The 13,901-nt window shown below is 72.0% G+C and carries 14 protein-coding genes and 1 pseudogene; 10 read left to right on the top strand and 5 right to left on the bottom strand.

The window, feature by feature from the left end; all coding sequences use genetic code 11:
* Positions 1–284 precede the first annotated feature (284 nt).
* Positions 285–1,100 carry a tetratricopeptide repeat protein gene (locus tag Apa02nite_RS29950; protein WP_203827997.1) on the bottom strand — a complete coding sequence of 272 codons (816 nt, stop codon included), beginning with the start codon at positions 1,098–1,100 and terminating at the stop codon, positions 285–287.
* A 163-nt stretch (positions 1,101–1,263) separates the two neighbouring features.
* Between Apa02nite_RS29950 and pdxY the strand changes: the two genes are divergently transcribed.
* Positions 1,264–2,115, top strand: coding sequence for a pyridoxal kinase PdxY (gene pdxY, locus Apa02nite_RS29945; RefSeq protein WP_203827996.1), 852 nt, complete (start codon positions 1,264–1,266; stop codon positions 2,113–2,115).
* Here the strand turns inward: pdxY and Apa02nite_RS29940 are convergent.
* Genes Apa02nite_RS29940 through Apa02nite_RS29930 form a run of 3 tightly spaced genes read right to left on the bottom strand, consistent with a single transcriptional unit; the run spans position 2,070 to position 5,053 of the window.
* Positions 2,070–3,629: a hydroxysqualene dehydroxylase gene (locus Apa02nite_RS29940; protein WP_203827995.1), complete on the bottom strand. Its 1,560-nt coding sequence runs from the start codon at positions 3,627–3,629 to the stop codon at positions 2,070–2,072. The two genes, pdxY and Apa02nite_RS29940, sit on opposite strands and share 46 nt — an antisense overlap.
* Before the next feature lie 40 nt (positions 3,630–3,669).
* The gene (locus Apa02nite_RS29935) at positions 3,670–4,473 is read right to left on the bottom strand and encodes an ArsR/SmtB family transcription factor (RefSeq protein ID WP_239164664.1); all 804 of its coding nucleotides are present in this window, start codon (positions 4,471–4,473) and stop codon (positions 3,670–3,672) included.
* A 34-nt stretch (positions 4,474–4,507) separates the two neighbouring features.
* Entirely contained in the window at positions 4,508–5,053 is a 546-nt protein-coding gene (locus tag Apa02nite_RS29930) for a hypothetical protein (protein ID WP_203827994.1), read from the bottom strand.
* A gap of 62 nt (positions 5,054–5,115) precedes the next feature.
* On the opposite strand from Apa02nite_RS29930, the gene Apa02nite_RS29925 reads away from it, so the two are divergent.
* The 8 genes from Apa02nite_RS29925 (at position 5,116) to Apa02nite_RS29890 (ending at position 13,265) form a co-directional block, all read left to right on the top strand.
* Positions 5,116–5,568, top strand: a complete 453-nt coding sequence (locus Apa02nite_RS29925) for a MarR family winged helix-turn-helix transcriptional regulator (protein ID WP_067695631.1) — start codon at positions 5,116–5,118, stop codon at positions 5,566–5,568.
* Positions 5,569–5,614: 46 nt separating this feature from the next.
* Positions 5,615–6,997 (top strand): sensor domain-containing phosphodiesterase, encoded by a 1,383-nt coding sequence (locus Apa02nite_RS29920; RefSeq protein WP_203827993.1) that lies wholly within the window; start codon positions 5,615–5,617, stop codon positions 6,995–6,997.
* 130 nt (positions 6,998–7,127) lie between these two features.
* The gene (locus Apa02nite_RS29915; RefSeq protein WP_203827992.1) at positions 7,128–8,885 is read left to right on the top strand and encodes a DUF1996 domain-containing protein; all 1,758 of its coding nucleotides are present in this window, start codon (positions 7,128–7,130) and stop codon (positions 8,883–8,885) included.
* 106 nt (positions 8,886–8,991) lie between these two features.
* Entirely contained in the window at positions 8,992–9,402 is a 411-nt protein-coding gene (locus Apa02nite_RS29910) for a hypothetical protein (RefSeq protein ID WP_203827991.1), read from the top strand.
* Positions 9,403–9,411: 9 nt separating this feature from the next.
* Positions 9,412–10,212: an N-acyl homoserine lactonase family protein gene (locus Apa02nite_RS29905; RefSeq protein WP_203827990.1), complete on the top strand. Its 801-nt coding sequence runs from the start codon at positions 9,412–9,414 to the stop codon at positions 10,210–10,212.
* A 290-nt stretch (positions 10,213–10,502) separates the two neighbouring features.
* Entirely contained in the window at positions 10,503–10,751 is a 249-nt protein-coding gene (locus Apa02nite_RS29900) for a hypothetical protein (protein ID WP_239164663.1), read from the top strand.
* A complete protein-coding gene (locus Apa02nite_RS29895; RefSeq protein ID WP_203827989.1) occupies positions 10,748–11,371 on the top strand; it encodes an RNA polymerase sigma factor in 624 nt (207 codons plus the stop codon). Before Apa02nite_RS29900 ends, Apa02nite_RS29895 begins: the two co-directional genes overlap by 4 nt.
* Positions 11,358–13,265, top strand: a complete 1,908-nt coding sequence (locus Apa02nite_RS29890; RefSeq protein ID WP_203827988.1) for an EAL domain-containing protein — start codon at positions 11,358–11,360, stop codon at positions 13,263–13,265. Before Apa02nite_RS29895 ends, Apa02nite_RS29890 begins: the two co-directional genes overlap by 14 nt.
* A 104-nt stretch (positions 13,266–13,369) precedes the next feature.
* Here Apa02nite_RS29890 and Apa02nite_RS29885 read toward each other — a convergent pair whose 3' ends face one another.
* Complete coding sequence (locus tag Apa02nite_RS29885) at positions 13,370–13,630, bottom strand: SDR family oxidoreductase (RefSeq protein WP_203827987.1); 261 nt, start codon at positions 13,628–13,630, stop codon at positions 13,370–13,372.
* Here Apa02nite_RS29885 and Apa02nite_RS52430 point away from each other — a divergent pair.
* Positions 13,619–13,798, top strand: a pseudogene (locus Apa02nite_RS52430) (MarR family winged helix-turn-helix transcriptional regulator); the annotation flags it as partial. The gene Apa02nite_RS29885 and the pseudogene Apa02nite_RS52430 sit on opposite strands and share 12 nt — an antisense overlap.
* Between the last annotated feature and the right edge of the window lie 103 nt (positions 13,799–13,901).

The following is a 13,901-nucleotide window of genomic DNA, read 5'->3' as shown; positions in this document are numbered from 1 at the left end:
CCCCTCAGTGCCAGCTGGGCTCGACGGGCTGGTGGTGAGGGGTGTCTCGGGGCGTCGGGGGTGGTTCTCGGCGCGAGCTGCGGGAGCTGGGCTGGTGCTGAGGGCTGTTTCGAGGGTGTTGAGGGGGCCGTGGGCGCCAGCTGGGACCTGGTGAGGGGTCTCTCGGGAGCGTCGAGACACCCCTCAGCGCCAGCCGGGCACGGTCACCGGCCGGCGCCACCCGACCGGCGGGCCGGCGCCGCCCCGCCGGTCCGCGCTGCCCGGCGCGAGGGCGGAACGGGCCGCTAGCGCGGGTGGGGCTGGGACCGACCTGGCTCCGATGCATGGAGGGACTCGCGGCCCGCGCACACCTGCCGCTGGTGCCGGTCCAGGTAGGCGGTGTCGTCGCCGCTGCGCATCGACAGGGCCAGCGCCGCCGCGGCCGGGTCCAGGCTGATCTCGCAGAGCAGGTCGGCCAGGTCGTCGAAGCGGCCGCAGCTCTTCAGCATCCGCAGGTAGCCGCGCAGGATGGGCTGCCCGATCGTGTCGTCGCCCGGGTGGTTCTGCCAGGTGCGCCAGGCGCGGTCGACGGCGCGCACGGCTTCGCCGCAGTGCCCGGCGGCGTGCAGGCTGGCGGCGAGTTCACTGTGGACCTCGGCGGTGCTGGGCGGGATGTCGAGCTGCCGATGGGCGTCCAGGATGCTTTTTCGTACGGTGATGGCTTCGTCGAAAAGCCCCCGCCGGTGCAGCAGGTTCCCGAGCACGCGAGCCGCTGCCAGGCGCCGGGGGTGCAGCTCGGTGTGCAGCCGGCGGCTGGCCTGCTCGGCGTAGCGGGCCGCGGCCAGTTGCCGGTCGTCGTGGCGCAGCGTCGCGTAGAGGGTGAACGCGTCGACCAGGATCGGGTCGTCGGGCAGCCACGCGATGTCGAGCGCGTCGAGGTACCGGCCGAGCAGCGTCGCCGCGGGGTAGGTGTTGCCGGCGGCGATCAGGTGATGGGCGGCGATGACGGCGGCCGGCAGCCCGGTCAGTTCCGCGACGCCGGAGCCGGCCCGGCGCGGGGCGGGGGTGAGAGCGGGGCAGCGCCAGGCCCGGAGCGGGCGGCGGGGAGCGGGGACAGCCATGGCCAGTTCTCCTTCGGCGAGCAGCCTGGGTGAGAGGGCCATCGTCTGTGCTGAATCGGACACCGTGCCGCCGTTGTGTCCGTCGTACGAAACAAAGTCCGTCGTACGAAACAACATCGGCCGGTGTGAAAGCGGCCCGCAAGTGGATCTCTAAGCTGTGGTGATGAAGGTTCTCTCCATCCAGTCGTCGGTCGCGCACGGTCATGTCGGCAACTCCGCGGCCGTGTTCCCGCTGCAGCGCATCGGTGTCGAGGTCGTCCCGGTCCCCACGGTGGCCTTTTCCAACCACACCGGGTACGGCGCGTGGCGCGGCCCGCTGCTCCCGCCGGCGGACGTGGCCGAGATCCTGCTCGGTGTCGAGGAGCGCGGCGTGTTCCCGCAGGTCGACGCGGTGCTCTCCGGCTATCAGGGCGGCGCGGGCATCGCGGACGTCATCGTCGACGCGGTGCGCCGGGTGAAGGCCGCGAACCCGGCGGCGGTCTACGCGTGCGACCCGGTGATGGGCAACGCCAAGTCCGGCTGCTTCGTCGCGCCGGAGATCCCGGTGCTGCTGCGCGACCGGGTGGTGCCGGTGGCCGACATCATCACGCCGAACCAGTTCGAGCTGGGGTTCCTGACCGGCACCGAACCGGCGAGCATCGCGTCGACGCTGGACTCGGCCGACCTGGCCCGCGCCATGGGCCCGTCGACCGTGCTGGTGACCAGTGTGGAGCGTCCGGACCGGGCGCCGGGCACGATCGAGATGCTGGTCGTGGACGGCGCCGGCGCGTGGCTGGTGAGCACCCCGCACCTGCCGTTCAAGGCGAACGGCTCCGGTGACGTGACGGCCGCGCTGTTCACCGCGCACTACGTGGCGACCAAGGACGCGGCGGTGGCCCTGGAGCGCACCGCCTCCAGCGTCTTCGACCTGATCGAGCTCACCTACACCTCCGGGGAGCGGGAGCTGCGGCTGGTGCAGGCGCAGGAGTTCTACGCGACGCCGCGGATGCAGTTCCGCGCGGAGAAGGTGCGCTGAGCAGGAGCCAGCAGGCCACGCGGCGGGATCGAGTAGACCTGCACCTGCCGCACGCCGTGCCGGTGCAGGATCGTGTTGACGGCCGTCGCCGCCGAGGCGGCCGAGCGTTCCATCAGCGCGCACGGGAACGGCATCCGGACCCAGTCGCCGGCCAGGAACAACCCGTCGGCGTCGGTGGTCACGCCGGGGCGGGTGGCGTCGCTGCCGACGTCGAACGCGGGCGCGTCGTGCCCGATCCGGGTGTCGCCGTCGACCGCCCGCAACCCGCGCGCCTCCGGCCAGACCGCGGCGAGCTGCGACCACATGTCGCGTGCCGCGGCCGGCGCGTCGATGCCGGCCTCCGCGGCGTAGGCGTGCAGTTCCACGACGGCGCCGCCGGTCTTCCGCGCCCACCGGGCCGAGCCTCGTTCGACACGGTGGAACAGGCTGATCGAGTCCAGCAGCGGTTCCCGGGCGACGCTGCTGAACCCCGCGCGGTGCGGCGCGAGGTCGCGGTCGGTCCAGATCCGGCTGACCGCGTACGGGGCGGTGGTCCGTACCGTCGCGATGTCGCTCGCCAGGCGCGGTGCCAGCCGGGCCAGGTCGGGGGACGCCGCGACCAGGTCCCGCGCCGACGCCGGGTCGGTGGCCAGCACGACGTGGTCGGCGCGGATCCGGGCGCCGCCGGTGAGCGTGACGGTCCAGCCCGGTTCGATCCGGTCGACGGTGGCGCCGGTACGGATGTCCCCGCCGAACGCCTGCAACCGTTCGCACAGCGGTGTCCAGATCGTGCTCTGGTAGTCGTCCTCCGGAGCGTCGAAGTCCAGCCCTTCGGCGTTGCGCAGGAAGTAGAAGTGGAACTGCATGATCATCTCAGCGGCTGACATCTGCGCCGCCGGGTTGAAGAACGAGTGCGCGAACACGTCGAACAGCAGCGCGCGAGCCCGGTCCGGCATGGCGAGCCGGTCGAGGAACTCCGCGGCCGGCATGGTGTCGAAGTCCCGGTACGTCTGCTCCCGCGAGTACCGCAGCAGCGCCATCGCGGTCGGCCCGTCGACGTCGCGCATCTCCCGCATCCGCAGGCTGGGCGAGCGGGCGATCAGCGCGAGCAGGCTCCACGGGGGCTGGCCCGGCAGGCCGCCGAAGTCCTCGTCCGGCCAGGCCCGCGACACCACCGGATAGTGCTCGGCCGGGCGCAGGAACGACAGTGCCGGGTCGATCCGGCGCAGGATGCCCCGCCAGTTGTAGTACTGCCGGAAGAACGCGTGGAACCCGTGGCCGACCATCTGGGTGGAGCCGTCGGCCAGCTGTTTGGGCCACGCGGCGAGCCGGCCGCCGAGCCGGTCGTCGCGTTCCAGCAGGGTCACCGCGACACCGCGTTCGGCGAGCAGCAGGGCCGCGGTCATCCCGGCGATCCCGCCGCCGACCACCACGGTGTGCACCGGGTGCTCCACCGTGTGCGGCAGCGACGGGTCGATCCGGGTGCGGAGGTGGGCATGGCGGCTCAGTGAGCCGGGCCCGCGCGAAGATGTCACGATCGGGGTATGCCCGGCCACCCTTGATCCAACCCGGCCGTCACCGGCCGGTCTGCCGGCCCGCCCGCAGCGCGGTGTGCATCTCCCACGGCGCCTGCGGCAGCACGTGCCCCGTTTCGAGCAGGGACTTCAGGTTGGCCAGCACCGCGGGCCAACCGGCCGAGGCGGCCTCGAGGTCCTCGGCGCTCGGGATGTCCACGTGCGTGACGGTCAGCCGGACGATCTCCTGGTGCGCCTCGATGGTGAAGGTGACCGTGGAGGCGTCGGCGCCGGCGTCCGGGTCGCCGAACGTCATGACCAGCCGGTGCGGCGGGGCCGTCTCGAGGACGACACCACCGGCGTCGGCGATGCCGGAGCCGTCGGTGCGCTGATGGGCCCACCGCGATCCGGGCTGCCAGTCGGAGACGTTGTGATGCCCCCAGTAGGCGCCGGTCAGCTCGGCGTCGGTGAGCGCCTGCCAGACCTGGTCGGGGGTGGCGTGGATGTAGGTCACGTACACAAAATCGGGTTTTGTCGTGGTCATGTGGGCCTCCTCTGCGTGCTGGCGGATCGTGTCGAGGGCCCGTAGCCGGGGCTGCTCGAACGGGGCGATCCAGCGCTGCCGCACCTCATCGATGGGGACCGGGTTGAGGTAGTGCCACTTCTCCCGGCCGTGCCGGACGGAACTGATCAGGTTTGCCTCGTGCAGCACGGCGAGGTGCTGCGTCACCGTCTGCCGGGTCATGGCCAGGCCCGCGCAGAGCCGCCCCAGGGTCTGGCCGCCCTCGCCGCGCAGGCTGTCGAGCAGCCGGCGGCGGGTCGGGTCGGCGAGCGCCTTGAACACCTTGTCCATGTCACCGGCCATGACCTGCATTATGCAGTCGGCAGACTGCATGTTGTCAAGCCGTCGCGGCGGCCCGGCGGCCGCGGATCCGGACGACCGCCGCGGTGGTCAGTCCCACCGCCGCCCACAGGTAGACCGCGAAGAAGCAGGCGAACTTGAGCGCCGCCGCGCTGGAATACAGCAGCGCCACCACCGGTGAGATCGCACCGGGGTCCGGCAGCATCACGAACGAGAGCAGATTCTCCAGTACGTCGAGCAGCGGCGCGGCCAGCCCGAACCAGATCAGCCGCCGGGCGAACGTGCGCCCGCCGCTGCCCGCCGGAAAGGCCCGCGCCACGGCGAACAGCAGCGCCGTGAAGAACAGCGCGGTCGCGGCGATGAAGGCGAAGTCGACGAACTGGGTCTGCCAGTAGACGTCGAGGGTGCCGTCGCGCTCCATCCCGGTGTACCACCCGGAGAGCTTGCTCGCGCTGAACGACAGCTGGCCGGTGTAGTAGGGCACCGGGTAGCCGGAGCGGGCGTAGAACCCGTCCAGCACGGTCTGGGTCACGCGCTGTGCGGCGAAACCCGCGGTGACCAGGGAAACTGTTTTCCATTCCATGGAATGTATTTTGGCGGCCGCGTCGGCCCCCCGTCAAGTATTCCGTGGAATATTATTGACGGATGGAGCGCCCGCAGACCCAGGGGCGAGCTGTCCGCGAGCTCGCCGTCGTCCACCAGCTGAGCACCACCCGGCTCAACCGCGCGTTACGCCCGCACGGCGTCACGCTGACCCACGTCGCCGTGCTGTCGCACCTGGCCGGGGCGCCGCAGGGCTGCTCGGTCGGCGAGATCGCGGCCGCCATGGAGGTCAACCAGCCGGCCGTCTCCAAGACCCTGCGCACCCTCACCGAGCTGGGCGCGGTCACCGCCGAGGTGGCCGGCGACGACAGCCGCCGGCGGGAGGTGCGGCTCACCGCGCGCGGCGGGGAGCTGCTGACCACCGCGATGCTGGCGATGCACCCCGAGGCGACGATCGCCTTCGCCGGGCTCTCCGACGAACGGCTCGGCCTGCTGGTGGACCTGCTCACCGAGGTGCGCGCCGGCCTCGACGCCGCCCGCCACGAGCGGCCCTGACCGCTCTCGCGCTCATCCGGCCCTGATCCCCGCCGATGAGCCGGAGGTGAAGGAGAACGACACGGACACCCCCGCCGAGCTGCAGCGCGCGCGCAGCGTGGTGTCGTCGGCGGTGACCGTGCTCGCGGTGAGCATGGTGGTGGCCCTGATCTCGTACGCGTGGGACTGGCTCGAAGTGTGGATCAAGGGGGAGACCCCGGAGCTCGACGAGTGGCTCGGCCTGATCGGCGTCGCCTGGCTGCCGCTGGCCGCCGCCACCACGGTCCGGCTGGTGCGGTTCCACCGCAGCCTCGCGGCCCGCGCCGACGAGGCGGTGGAGGCGTTCCGCGACACCGTGCACACCGCGCACGGCTGGGTCTGGCAGGTCGACGCCGACCTGCGGATCGCCTACAGCAGCGACGGCGTGGGCGAGCTGCTCGGCTACGACGCGCAGCAGCTCACCGGCCGCGACGTCCGGGAGCTGCTGGACCGCGATCCGGCCGCGAGCGAGCACGTCTTCGACACCTCGGCACGCCAGGACTGGATCAGCAGCGCCGTGCACCGCGACGGCACCATGCGCACCCTCAGCAGCAGCGCCACCCCGATGTACGGCGCCGGCGGCTGCATCGTGGGCTACCGCGGCTTCAGCGCCGACGTCACCGTGGAGATGGCCGCCGCCTCGGCCGAGCAGCAGCTGCGGCAGGAGCACGACGCCATCCGGGCCCGCGTCGAGCACAGCATGCGCGACGCCGGCGCGCTGCAGATCGTCCTGCAGCCGATCGTCGACGTCGACCGCAGCGAGATCTCCGGGATGGAGGCGCTGGCCCGGTTCGCCGCGGAGCCGTACCGCACGCCCGACGTCTGGTTCGCCGAGGCGTGGCAGGTCGGGCTGGGCATCGACCTGGAGATGCACGCGGTCGCCGCGGCCTGCCGGCGGCTGCCCAGCGTGCCCGCCCAGGCGTACCTGTCGGTGAACGTGTCGGCGCAGACGATCCTGGACCAGCGGTTCCACCAGCTGCTCGCCGGGCTCGGCGCCCAGGCGGCCCGGCTGGTGATCGAGGTGACCGAGCATACGGCGGTCGACGACTACGACACGCTGGCCGACTCGATGCGGCTGGTCCGCGCGACCGGCGCGCGCCTGGCCGTCGACGACGCCGGCGCCGGGTACGCCTCGATGCAGCACATCCTGCGACTGCGCCCGGACATCGTCAAACTCGACCGCAGCATCATCGCCGACAGCGACCAGGATCCGGCCCGGCGGGCGCTGATCGGGGCGATGTGCAACTTCGGGGCCTCGCTCGGCGTGACCGTGGTGGCCGAGGGGGTGGAGACCGGCGCCGAACTCGCCGTGCTGACCGAGGAGGGCCTGCACCACGTTCAGGGCTATTACCTGAGCCGGCCGGCCACCGACCCGCAGGTCGACTGGCCCGCCGACCGCCTGGCGGCCTGACTCCGGCGGCAGCCGAGTTCTTACCGAACGCTTACCTGAGCGGGCCACGGCCATCCGGTCCCGGCCGGCCCGCGTATCGAGGGGCGACACCGACCACCACGGCGGTGCGTCCCACGATGAGGAGAAGCGCGTGAGAGCTCGCTACCGACGGCCGTCGCCGAGGAGTTCGACCCTGGTTCGGGTCGCCGCGGCCGGCACCGCGCTGGTCGCGGCCGGAGTCCTGACCGTCACGTTCGTCTCCGGCGGCGGCAAGGGCACGGCCGACGCCTCGACCAGCCTGAACCAGTACGTCCCGATCGACCGGGTCGCCGCGAACGTGGTGAACCCGCGGCCGGGCCGGGACGCGTCCCGCGGCCGGTTCACCGTGGACTGCGGCACCAACGGCAACGGCAAGTTCAGCCCGGACAACCCGGTCGCCCAGCCGGGCATCCGCAACGGCGCCGAACACGTGCACGACTTCGTCGGCAACAAGGCGATCACCGCGTTCTCCTCCGACGCCGACCTGGCCGCCTCCGGGACGACCTGCCGCAACGGCGACCGCTCGTCGTACTTCTGGCCGGTGGTCCGGATCGATCCTGCGGTCCGGGCCGATGACACCCGGGTCCGCGAGGCCCTTTCCGGTACGTCCGGAGCCGTCGTCTGCCCGGCCGTCCGTGACCGCCTCCCCGCCGTGCCGGTTGGTGCGGCAGCCGCCGTCGCGCGGCAGCTGTCCGATCTGGATCAGGCGGAGGCCGCCGCTGACCGGCGCATCCTCGCCGTGCGGGGAGTGAATGCGGACCTCACCAACGAGGTGCTGAGCACGCTCGGATCGGACCGGGCGGCCGCGCTGACGACGATCGGCGCGGCGATCCGCCGGGCCGGCGGGCAGTGGCCGACCGGCATGGTGTCGCTGGCCGACTGCGACGTCAGCTACGACGGCGTCCACGCGGCGCTGCACACCTCGTCGGCCAAGCCCGGCGGCCCGGTGGCGACACCCCAGGTCCGCTGCCCGAGCGTCCGCGACAAGCTCCCCGGCGTGCCGCAGCGGGCACTGGCCGAGGTCGACCGGTCGCTCGCCGAGCTGGACCGCCAGATCTCGGAAGCGAACGAGCGACTCGTGGCCACCCGCGGGCAGGGCGGCGCCGGTTTCGTCGACAACGCCGTTCTCGGCCCGCTGAAGGCCAAGCGGACCGCCGTCCTGGACCGGATCACCATCGCCATCAGCCGTGGTGCGGCCCGCCCCGACGGACTCGGCAAGCTGGCCGCCTGCACGGTCGACGGTCAGCCGTCCGGTCAGTCGTCCGGTCAGCCGTCGGCGGCACCGTCCGCCGCCGCGCTGCCCGACCCGCAGGGCCCGGACCTGGAGCTGCCCGGCAACACCGGCGGCATCGTGCGGCCCGCGTCGGTGCTGATCGAGTACCGGGGCAACCCGGTGAGCAAGGTCGTACCGATGCCGAAGTTCCTCCGCGAGCTGACCGGCGACGCGAAGCCGACCAGCCGCGGCCCGGCCAACGCCCGCGCCACCTGGACCTGCTCCGGGTTCACCGACCGGCTCGCCGACAAGTACCCGATCTGCCCGGCCGGGCGGCAGGTCCAGCGGGTCCAGGACTTCCCGGGCTGCTGGGACGGCAAGAACACCGACAGCGCCAACCACCGCGCCCACGTCGCCTTCGCCGATGCGAAGACCGGCGCCTGCCCGGCCGGCTTCGTGGCCATCCCGCAGCTGCGGATCACGGTCTCCTACCGGCTCTCCCCGGAGGTCCAGCGCAAGGGCCAGTACGCCCTGGACTCGTTCCCGGAGGAGAACCACAACCCGTTCTCCGACCACAACGACTTCGTCAACGTCAACTCCGACCGCACCATGCAGCGGATCGCGGCCTGCCTCAACAAGGGACGCACCTGCCGCTGACCGGCGGTCGCCGCCGAGTCCGAAACCGATCGGCAATCCGGTGGATCTTCAGGTGTCACCGGCCGCGCGGAGAATTCCTGTCGGACGACAGGAAGTGGGTGGTGGGGTGACCGCCGGATCGGGCCGCAGGTGGGCACGGCTGAGCGCCGTGCTCACCGGGGTCTGCGTGCTCGCGCACCTCGCGATGGCGCGGTCCGCGGCCGCGCACGGCAGCGTGACCGCCACCGCGATCGCGGCCGGGCTGGCCGCGCTCTGCCTGCCGTGCGCCGGACGGCTCTGGAGCTGCCCGGACGGCGGGGTCTGGCGGATGACCGCGGGCACGGCGGCGGTGATGCTCGCGGTCCACCCGCTGATGGAGCACGCCCACGGGGCCGGGGTGACGGCGGTGGCCCGGACGGGTGGTGCCACGGCGGCCGTCGCGCTGCTGGTCATCGCCGGGGCGATCATCGGGCTGCGCCGCCCCGGCGCCCGCCCGTCACGAGCGGTGCCGTGGCGACTGCGCCGCGACGATCACTGAGGAGAGCAGATGCCGGTCCGGCGGATCATCGCACTCACCCTGGGCTGGGAGGACCTGCCCAAGTCGGCGTCCGTGTTCGGCGCGTCGCGCACCGAACGAGTCCGGGAACCGGTGCCCGGCCTGCTGCTCGAGACCGCGGACGGCTGGCTGCTGCTCGACACCGGGTTCAACACCGCGCTGCTGCGTGACCCGGCCCTGCGCCGCCGGTTCTACCCGAGCCCGAATTACCAGCCGGAGCTGCCGCCCGGCCCCGGCGAACCCCTCGAGGCCGCCCTCGACGCGGTCGGTGTCGCTCTCGCCGACATCACCGCCGTCGCGCTCAGCCACCTGCACGTCGACCACGCCGGCGGCCTCAAACACTTCGCCGGCCGGGTCCCGGTGCACGTCCAGCGCGCCGAACTCGACTACGGCATGTCGAACCACCCGGAGCCGGAACGCTACTCGATGGCCCGCGTCGACTACGACGATCCGCGCATCGACTGGCGTCTCGCCGAGGGCGACACCGAGATCGCGCCCGGCGTCACGGCGCTGCTCACCGCGGGCCACACCCCCGGCCATCAGAGCTTCGTGGTCGACCTGGCCGGTGGCGGCGGCTACGTCTTCGCCTGCGACGCCGCCGACCTGACCGAGAACATCACCGGCGAACGCGCGATCGGCTCGTTCCGGGGCGTCACCCCGGAACAGACCGTCACCCAGATCCGCCGCCTCAAGGACATCGGCGCCTCCCGTGGCTATCCGGTCGTCCCGGGCCACGACCCGCTCGCCTGGCCCGCCCTGACCACCGAGTTGGCCGACCGCTTCCGCCCCTGACCCGGTGTGGATCTTACGGAGGGTCACTCGGGCGGGAAGGGGCCCCGGCGACACTATGGTGACTTTGGGTAGTTGAACCATTGCCCAGAAGGATTGTCGCTCTGCGTTCCGTGGCGATAACTTTCGGACGTCACTACTGTTGAAGGCCATGATCCAGGATCATGGACAGGAATGTGGACGGTCGCCCATCTACATCGAGGCCGCCACACGGACAGTTACTTGTGAGGTGATGGTGACGAGGGGGCGTTGTGGACGAGATGATGTGGGGACCAGCCTCTGATTACAGAGCGATGGGTCTGGTGCTGGCCGCGGGGGCGGTGGCGGGGTTGGTGCGGGCCTACATCGCGCACCGCACGCGATGCCATGCCGAGCGCGAGGCGTCGGTGCGTGCCGCGGCCCGGGCGACCGGGTTGATGGGTCTGGCCGAGCGGCACCGTGGTGTCGTCCGGATCGTCGAGCGGGACCGGGACGGGCATCGTGAGGTGGAGTTCGGGGGCCGGGAGTCGACGGCCGGCGGCAGCGACGAGGAGGCGGCGTGAGCGGGGTGGACGGCTCGGCCGCGTTGCTGCCGGAGCCGGTGGACGGGGAGGCGGCGCAGAGAGCGGAGGCTCTGCGTCTGAAGAAGAGTCACGACGAGGAGTTCCGGGTCTTCACCGAGCAGAGCTATCACACCGTGGAACGGATCCTGCGCGCGCGGCGCTGGGACCGGGAGGCGATCAAGGACGCTTTGCAGGAGGCCTACCTGCAGGGCCGGGTGCAGTGGCCGAAGATCCGGACCTACACCGAGCCGATGGCCTGGACCATCGCCACCGCCCGCAACAAGCTCCTCAAGGAGCACGACCGGCGTCAGCGCGAGCGGGCGATGCCACCGGAGGACCTGCCGCCGGAGGCGAAGCCGGATATCGCTGACGCGTGGGAGGCGCAGGAGACACTGCGCACCTGGCTGCAGCAGTTGCCGGCCCGGCAGGCCGAGGTCTTCCAGATGTCGCGGGAGGGTTTCTCCAACCAGGAGATCGCCCGCATCCTCGGGCTGGCCGACATCAGCGTCCGTCGCTACAAGGCGGCCGCCCGGCAGCACCTGCGTCAGTTGGCCGAACAAGCCGGCTACACCGACTCGGACAACCGACGGCGCCCGGGAGGTGCTCGTGGACCTCGATGACATCCTGGCTCTGGCCGAGACGGCCGAGCCGAGCCCGCTGGAACTCGCCCGGGCCCGCCGGGTCGCGCGGACCGTGCAGAGCGCGTACGACCTCTCGCTCGCCGACGGCTATCAGATCCTCGTCGACGCCGACCTCGTCGATCCGCTCACGGCGAAGGTCGACGAGGCGAGCCGGATCGCCCGCGCCGCACAGCTCGCGAAGCGCGGCACGATCACCTGGACGATCGGCGCCGGCGAGGCACAGGGCCACCTGAAGTGGTCCGACGAGATGTCCATGATCTTCGGCAACGCACCGGGAACACTGACCCTCACCCCTGAGGTGCTCGGGGAGTTCGTTCACCCGGCCGACGCGCCGGCCGTCCGGGAGGCCGTGGAGACCGCCTGGGCGCAGCATCGCCCCGGCGACGTCACCTTTCGTGTGATCCACCCGAGCGGCAGCGTTCACCACGTCCACTGCGACATCGAGATCCTGACCACCGCGGGCGAGCCGTCCGGCATTGTGGCCACCGGGGTGGACGTCACCACCCTCGAAACCGATCGGCAGGAGCGCCGGCGGCTCGCCACGCGCAGGGCGATGCTCTGCGCCGATCTGGCCGCCCGGGACCTGGTCACCGGGCTGCCGACGCGGGGCTACCTCACCGACGAGGTCGATCGGGCCCGGCGCACCACCGACGGTGCCCTGATCGTCGTGGCGACGGAGCCCGCCACCCTCCTGTCCGCGAAGGTCACCGATCACGATCGTGAGCGGTTGACCTCGGACATCGCCGGGCTGCTGCGGACGATCGCCGGACCCGGCCCTACCTGTGGACTGGTCGGTCCGGGTCTGTGGGGTGTGCTGGTCTGCTCCCCGCAGCAGGGCGCCGACGCCGCCGACGACCTGGCGCACCGGATCGTCGACACGTTCCGGCGTCACCTGTTCACCGTCCAGCAGAAGGCACTGCGGCTCAGCACGTGTGCCGGCGTGGTCCGGTTCACCGCCGGCGTCACCGCCACCGGATTCGACCTGCTCGTCGACGGCGAACACGCGGCCCGCGAGGCCGGCCGGACGAGCGTCGCCGTCCAGGTCCTCGACCGGCCGGCCCCGCGGGAGGACCGGACGGAGCGGTGCCGGTCCCGGGTGCTGCACGCGGTGGCCACCGACCGGTTCGCGCTCTACGCCCAGCCCCTCGTGGATCTCGGCCTCAACCAGGTCACCCGGCACGAGATCCTGCTGCGGGTCCGCGGCGACACCGGGGAACTGCTCGCGCCGTGGGCGTTCCTGGACATGGCCGAACGGGTCGGCGAGATCCTCGCGGTGGACAAGTGGGTCATCGATCACGCCCTGGAACTGATCGGGCAGGGTGCGCAGACCTCGCACTACCAGGTCAACATCTCCGGGAAGTCCCTTGCCGACCCCGGGCTGCTGACCTATGTGACCGAGGCGATCCGCCGGCACCGGGTGAAGGCGGAGTGCCTGACCTTCGAGATCACCGAGACCGCGCTGATCGAGAACCGCAACGAAGCCCTCGCCTTCGCCACGGGTATCCGGGAGATCGGCTGCCAGCTGGCCCTCGACGATTTCGGGACCGGGTACGCCGCCCTGGCCTACCTGAAGTATCTGCCCGTCGACCTGGTCAAGATCGACGGCGTGTTCGTCGTCGACATCTGCCAGTCGCCGCCGGACCAGGCCGTGGTGTCCAAACTGGTGGAGCTGTGCCACGCCCTCGGCATCCGGGTCGCCGCCGAGTGCGTGCAGGACCAGGGGACCGTCGATCTGCTGAGGGCGTACGGGGTCGACTTCGCCCAGGGTTACAAACTGGGCAGACCCGAGCCCCTCGCGGCCAGCCTGACGACCGGGCCGACCACGATCGAGCTGGAGATCCGGTTCCCCGACCGGCACACCGCGCTGGGTTAGTGCGCCGACCGCGAACGGTCACCGGGTCGGCGACACCCCCGTTCGCGGTCGCGCCGTGCTCGCCGTCCTCGTCGAGGGAGGAGCCGGCGGCGGATGCCGGCCGGTCAGGCGGTGTCCACGGCGTGGTGCCACTGCTGGCGGCGGCTGAACGAGCCGGCGATCCGCGCCACGGTGGTGCGAGGCAGCAGCCGCGCGGCCCAGGTGATCACGGGGGTCGCCGTGCGGCCGGGGTAGGAGGCGCCGCGGCGCCGGCTGTAGTCGTCGAGAGTGCGGCCGGCGACCGTCTCCGGGTTGTCCGCGCCCGGGTCCATGGTGACCGAACTGCCGTCGAAGAAGCCCGTCGCGGTGGCGCCCTGGCTGGGCACGGCCTGACGTCGTCGACGTTCCAGGTGCTGTGGGCGATCGACCCCGACGAGCCGCCGCCCCCGATGAAGGTGATGGCCGAACGGCTGCACTGCAACGCGCCGAACCTGAGCTTCATGGCCAACCAGCTCGCCGACCGGGGTCTGGTGGAACGCGCCGTGGACCCGGCCGACCGCCGTTCGCGGGTGCTGGTGCTGACCGCCACCACCGGTCGCCGGTTCTCACTCGCCCCGGGGGGCGCCCCGGGCCGGCGGCTCCGGTCGTACCGAAAAA

The sequence above is a fragment of the Actinoplanes palleronii genome, from assembly GCF_016862315.1.
GTDB classification, from domain to species: Bacteria; Actinomycetota; Actinomycetes; order Mycobacteriales; family Micromonosporaceae; genus Actinoplanes; species Actinoplanes palleronii.
The sequence above is the reverse complement of the archived record's forward strand: the minus strand, read 5'-3'. Positions and strand labels throughout refer to the sequence as shown.

Bases quoted from the DNA above. Each gene is read 5' to 3' on its own strand.
- Apa02nite_RS29930 (WP_203827994.1), bottom strand. From the start codon at position 5,053: ATGGAATGGAAAACAGTTTCCCTGGTCACCGCGGGTTTCGCCGCACAG.
- Apa02nite_RS29900 (WP_239164663.1), top strand. From the start codon at position 10,503: ATGGGTCTGGTGCTGGCCGCGGGGGCGGTGGCGGGGTTGGTGCGGGCC.
- Apa02nite_RS29935 (WP_239164664.1), bottom strand. From the start codon at position 4,473: ATGGCCGGTGACATGGACAAGGTGTTCAAGGCGCTCGCCGACCCGACC.
- Apa02nite_RS29950 (WP_203827997.1), bottom strand. From the start codon at position 1,100: ATGGCTGTCCCCGCTCCCCGCCGCCCGCTCCGGGCCTGGCGCTGCCCC.
- pdxY (WP_203827996.1), top strand. From the start codon at position 1,264: ATGAAGGTTCTCTCCATCCAGTCGTCGGTCGCGCACGGTCATGTCGGC.
- Apa02nite_RS29905 (WP_203827990.1), top strand. From the start codon at position 9,412: ATGCCGGTCCGGCGGATCATCGCACTCACCCTGGGCTGGGAGGACCTG.
- Apa02nite_RS29925 (WP_067695631.1), top strand. From the start codon at position 5,116: ATGGAGCGCCCGCAGACCCAGGGGCGAGCTGTCCGCGAGCTCGCCGTC.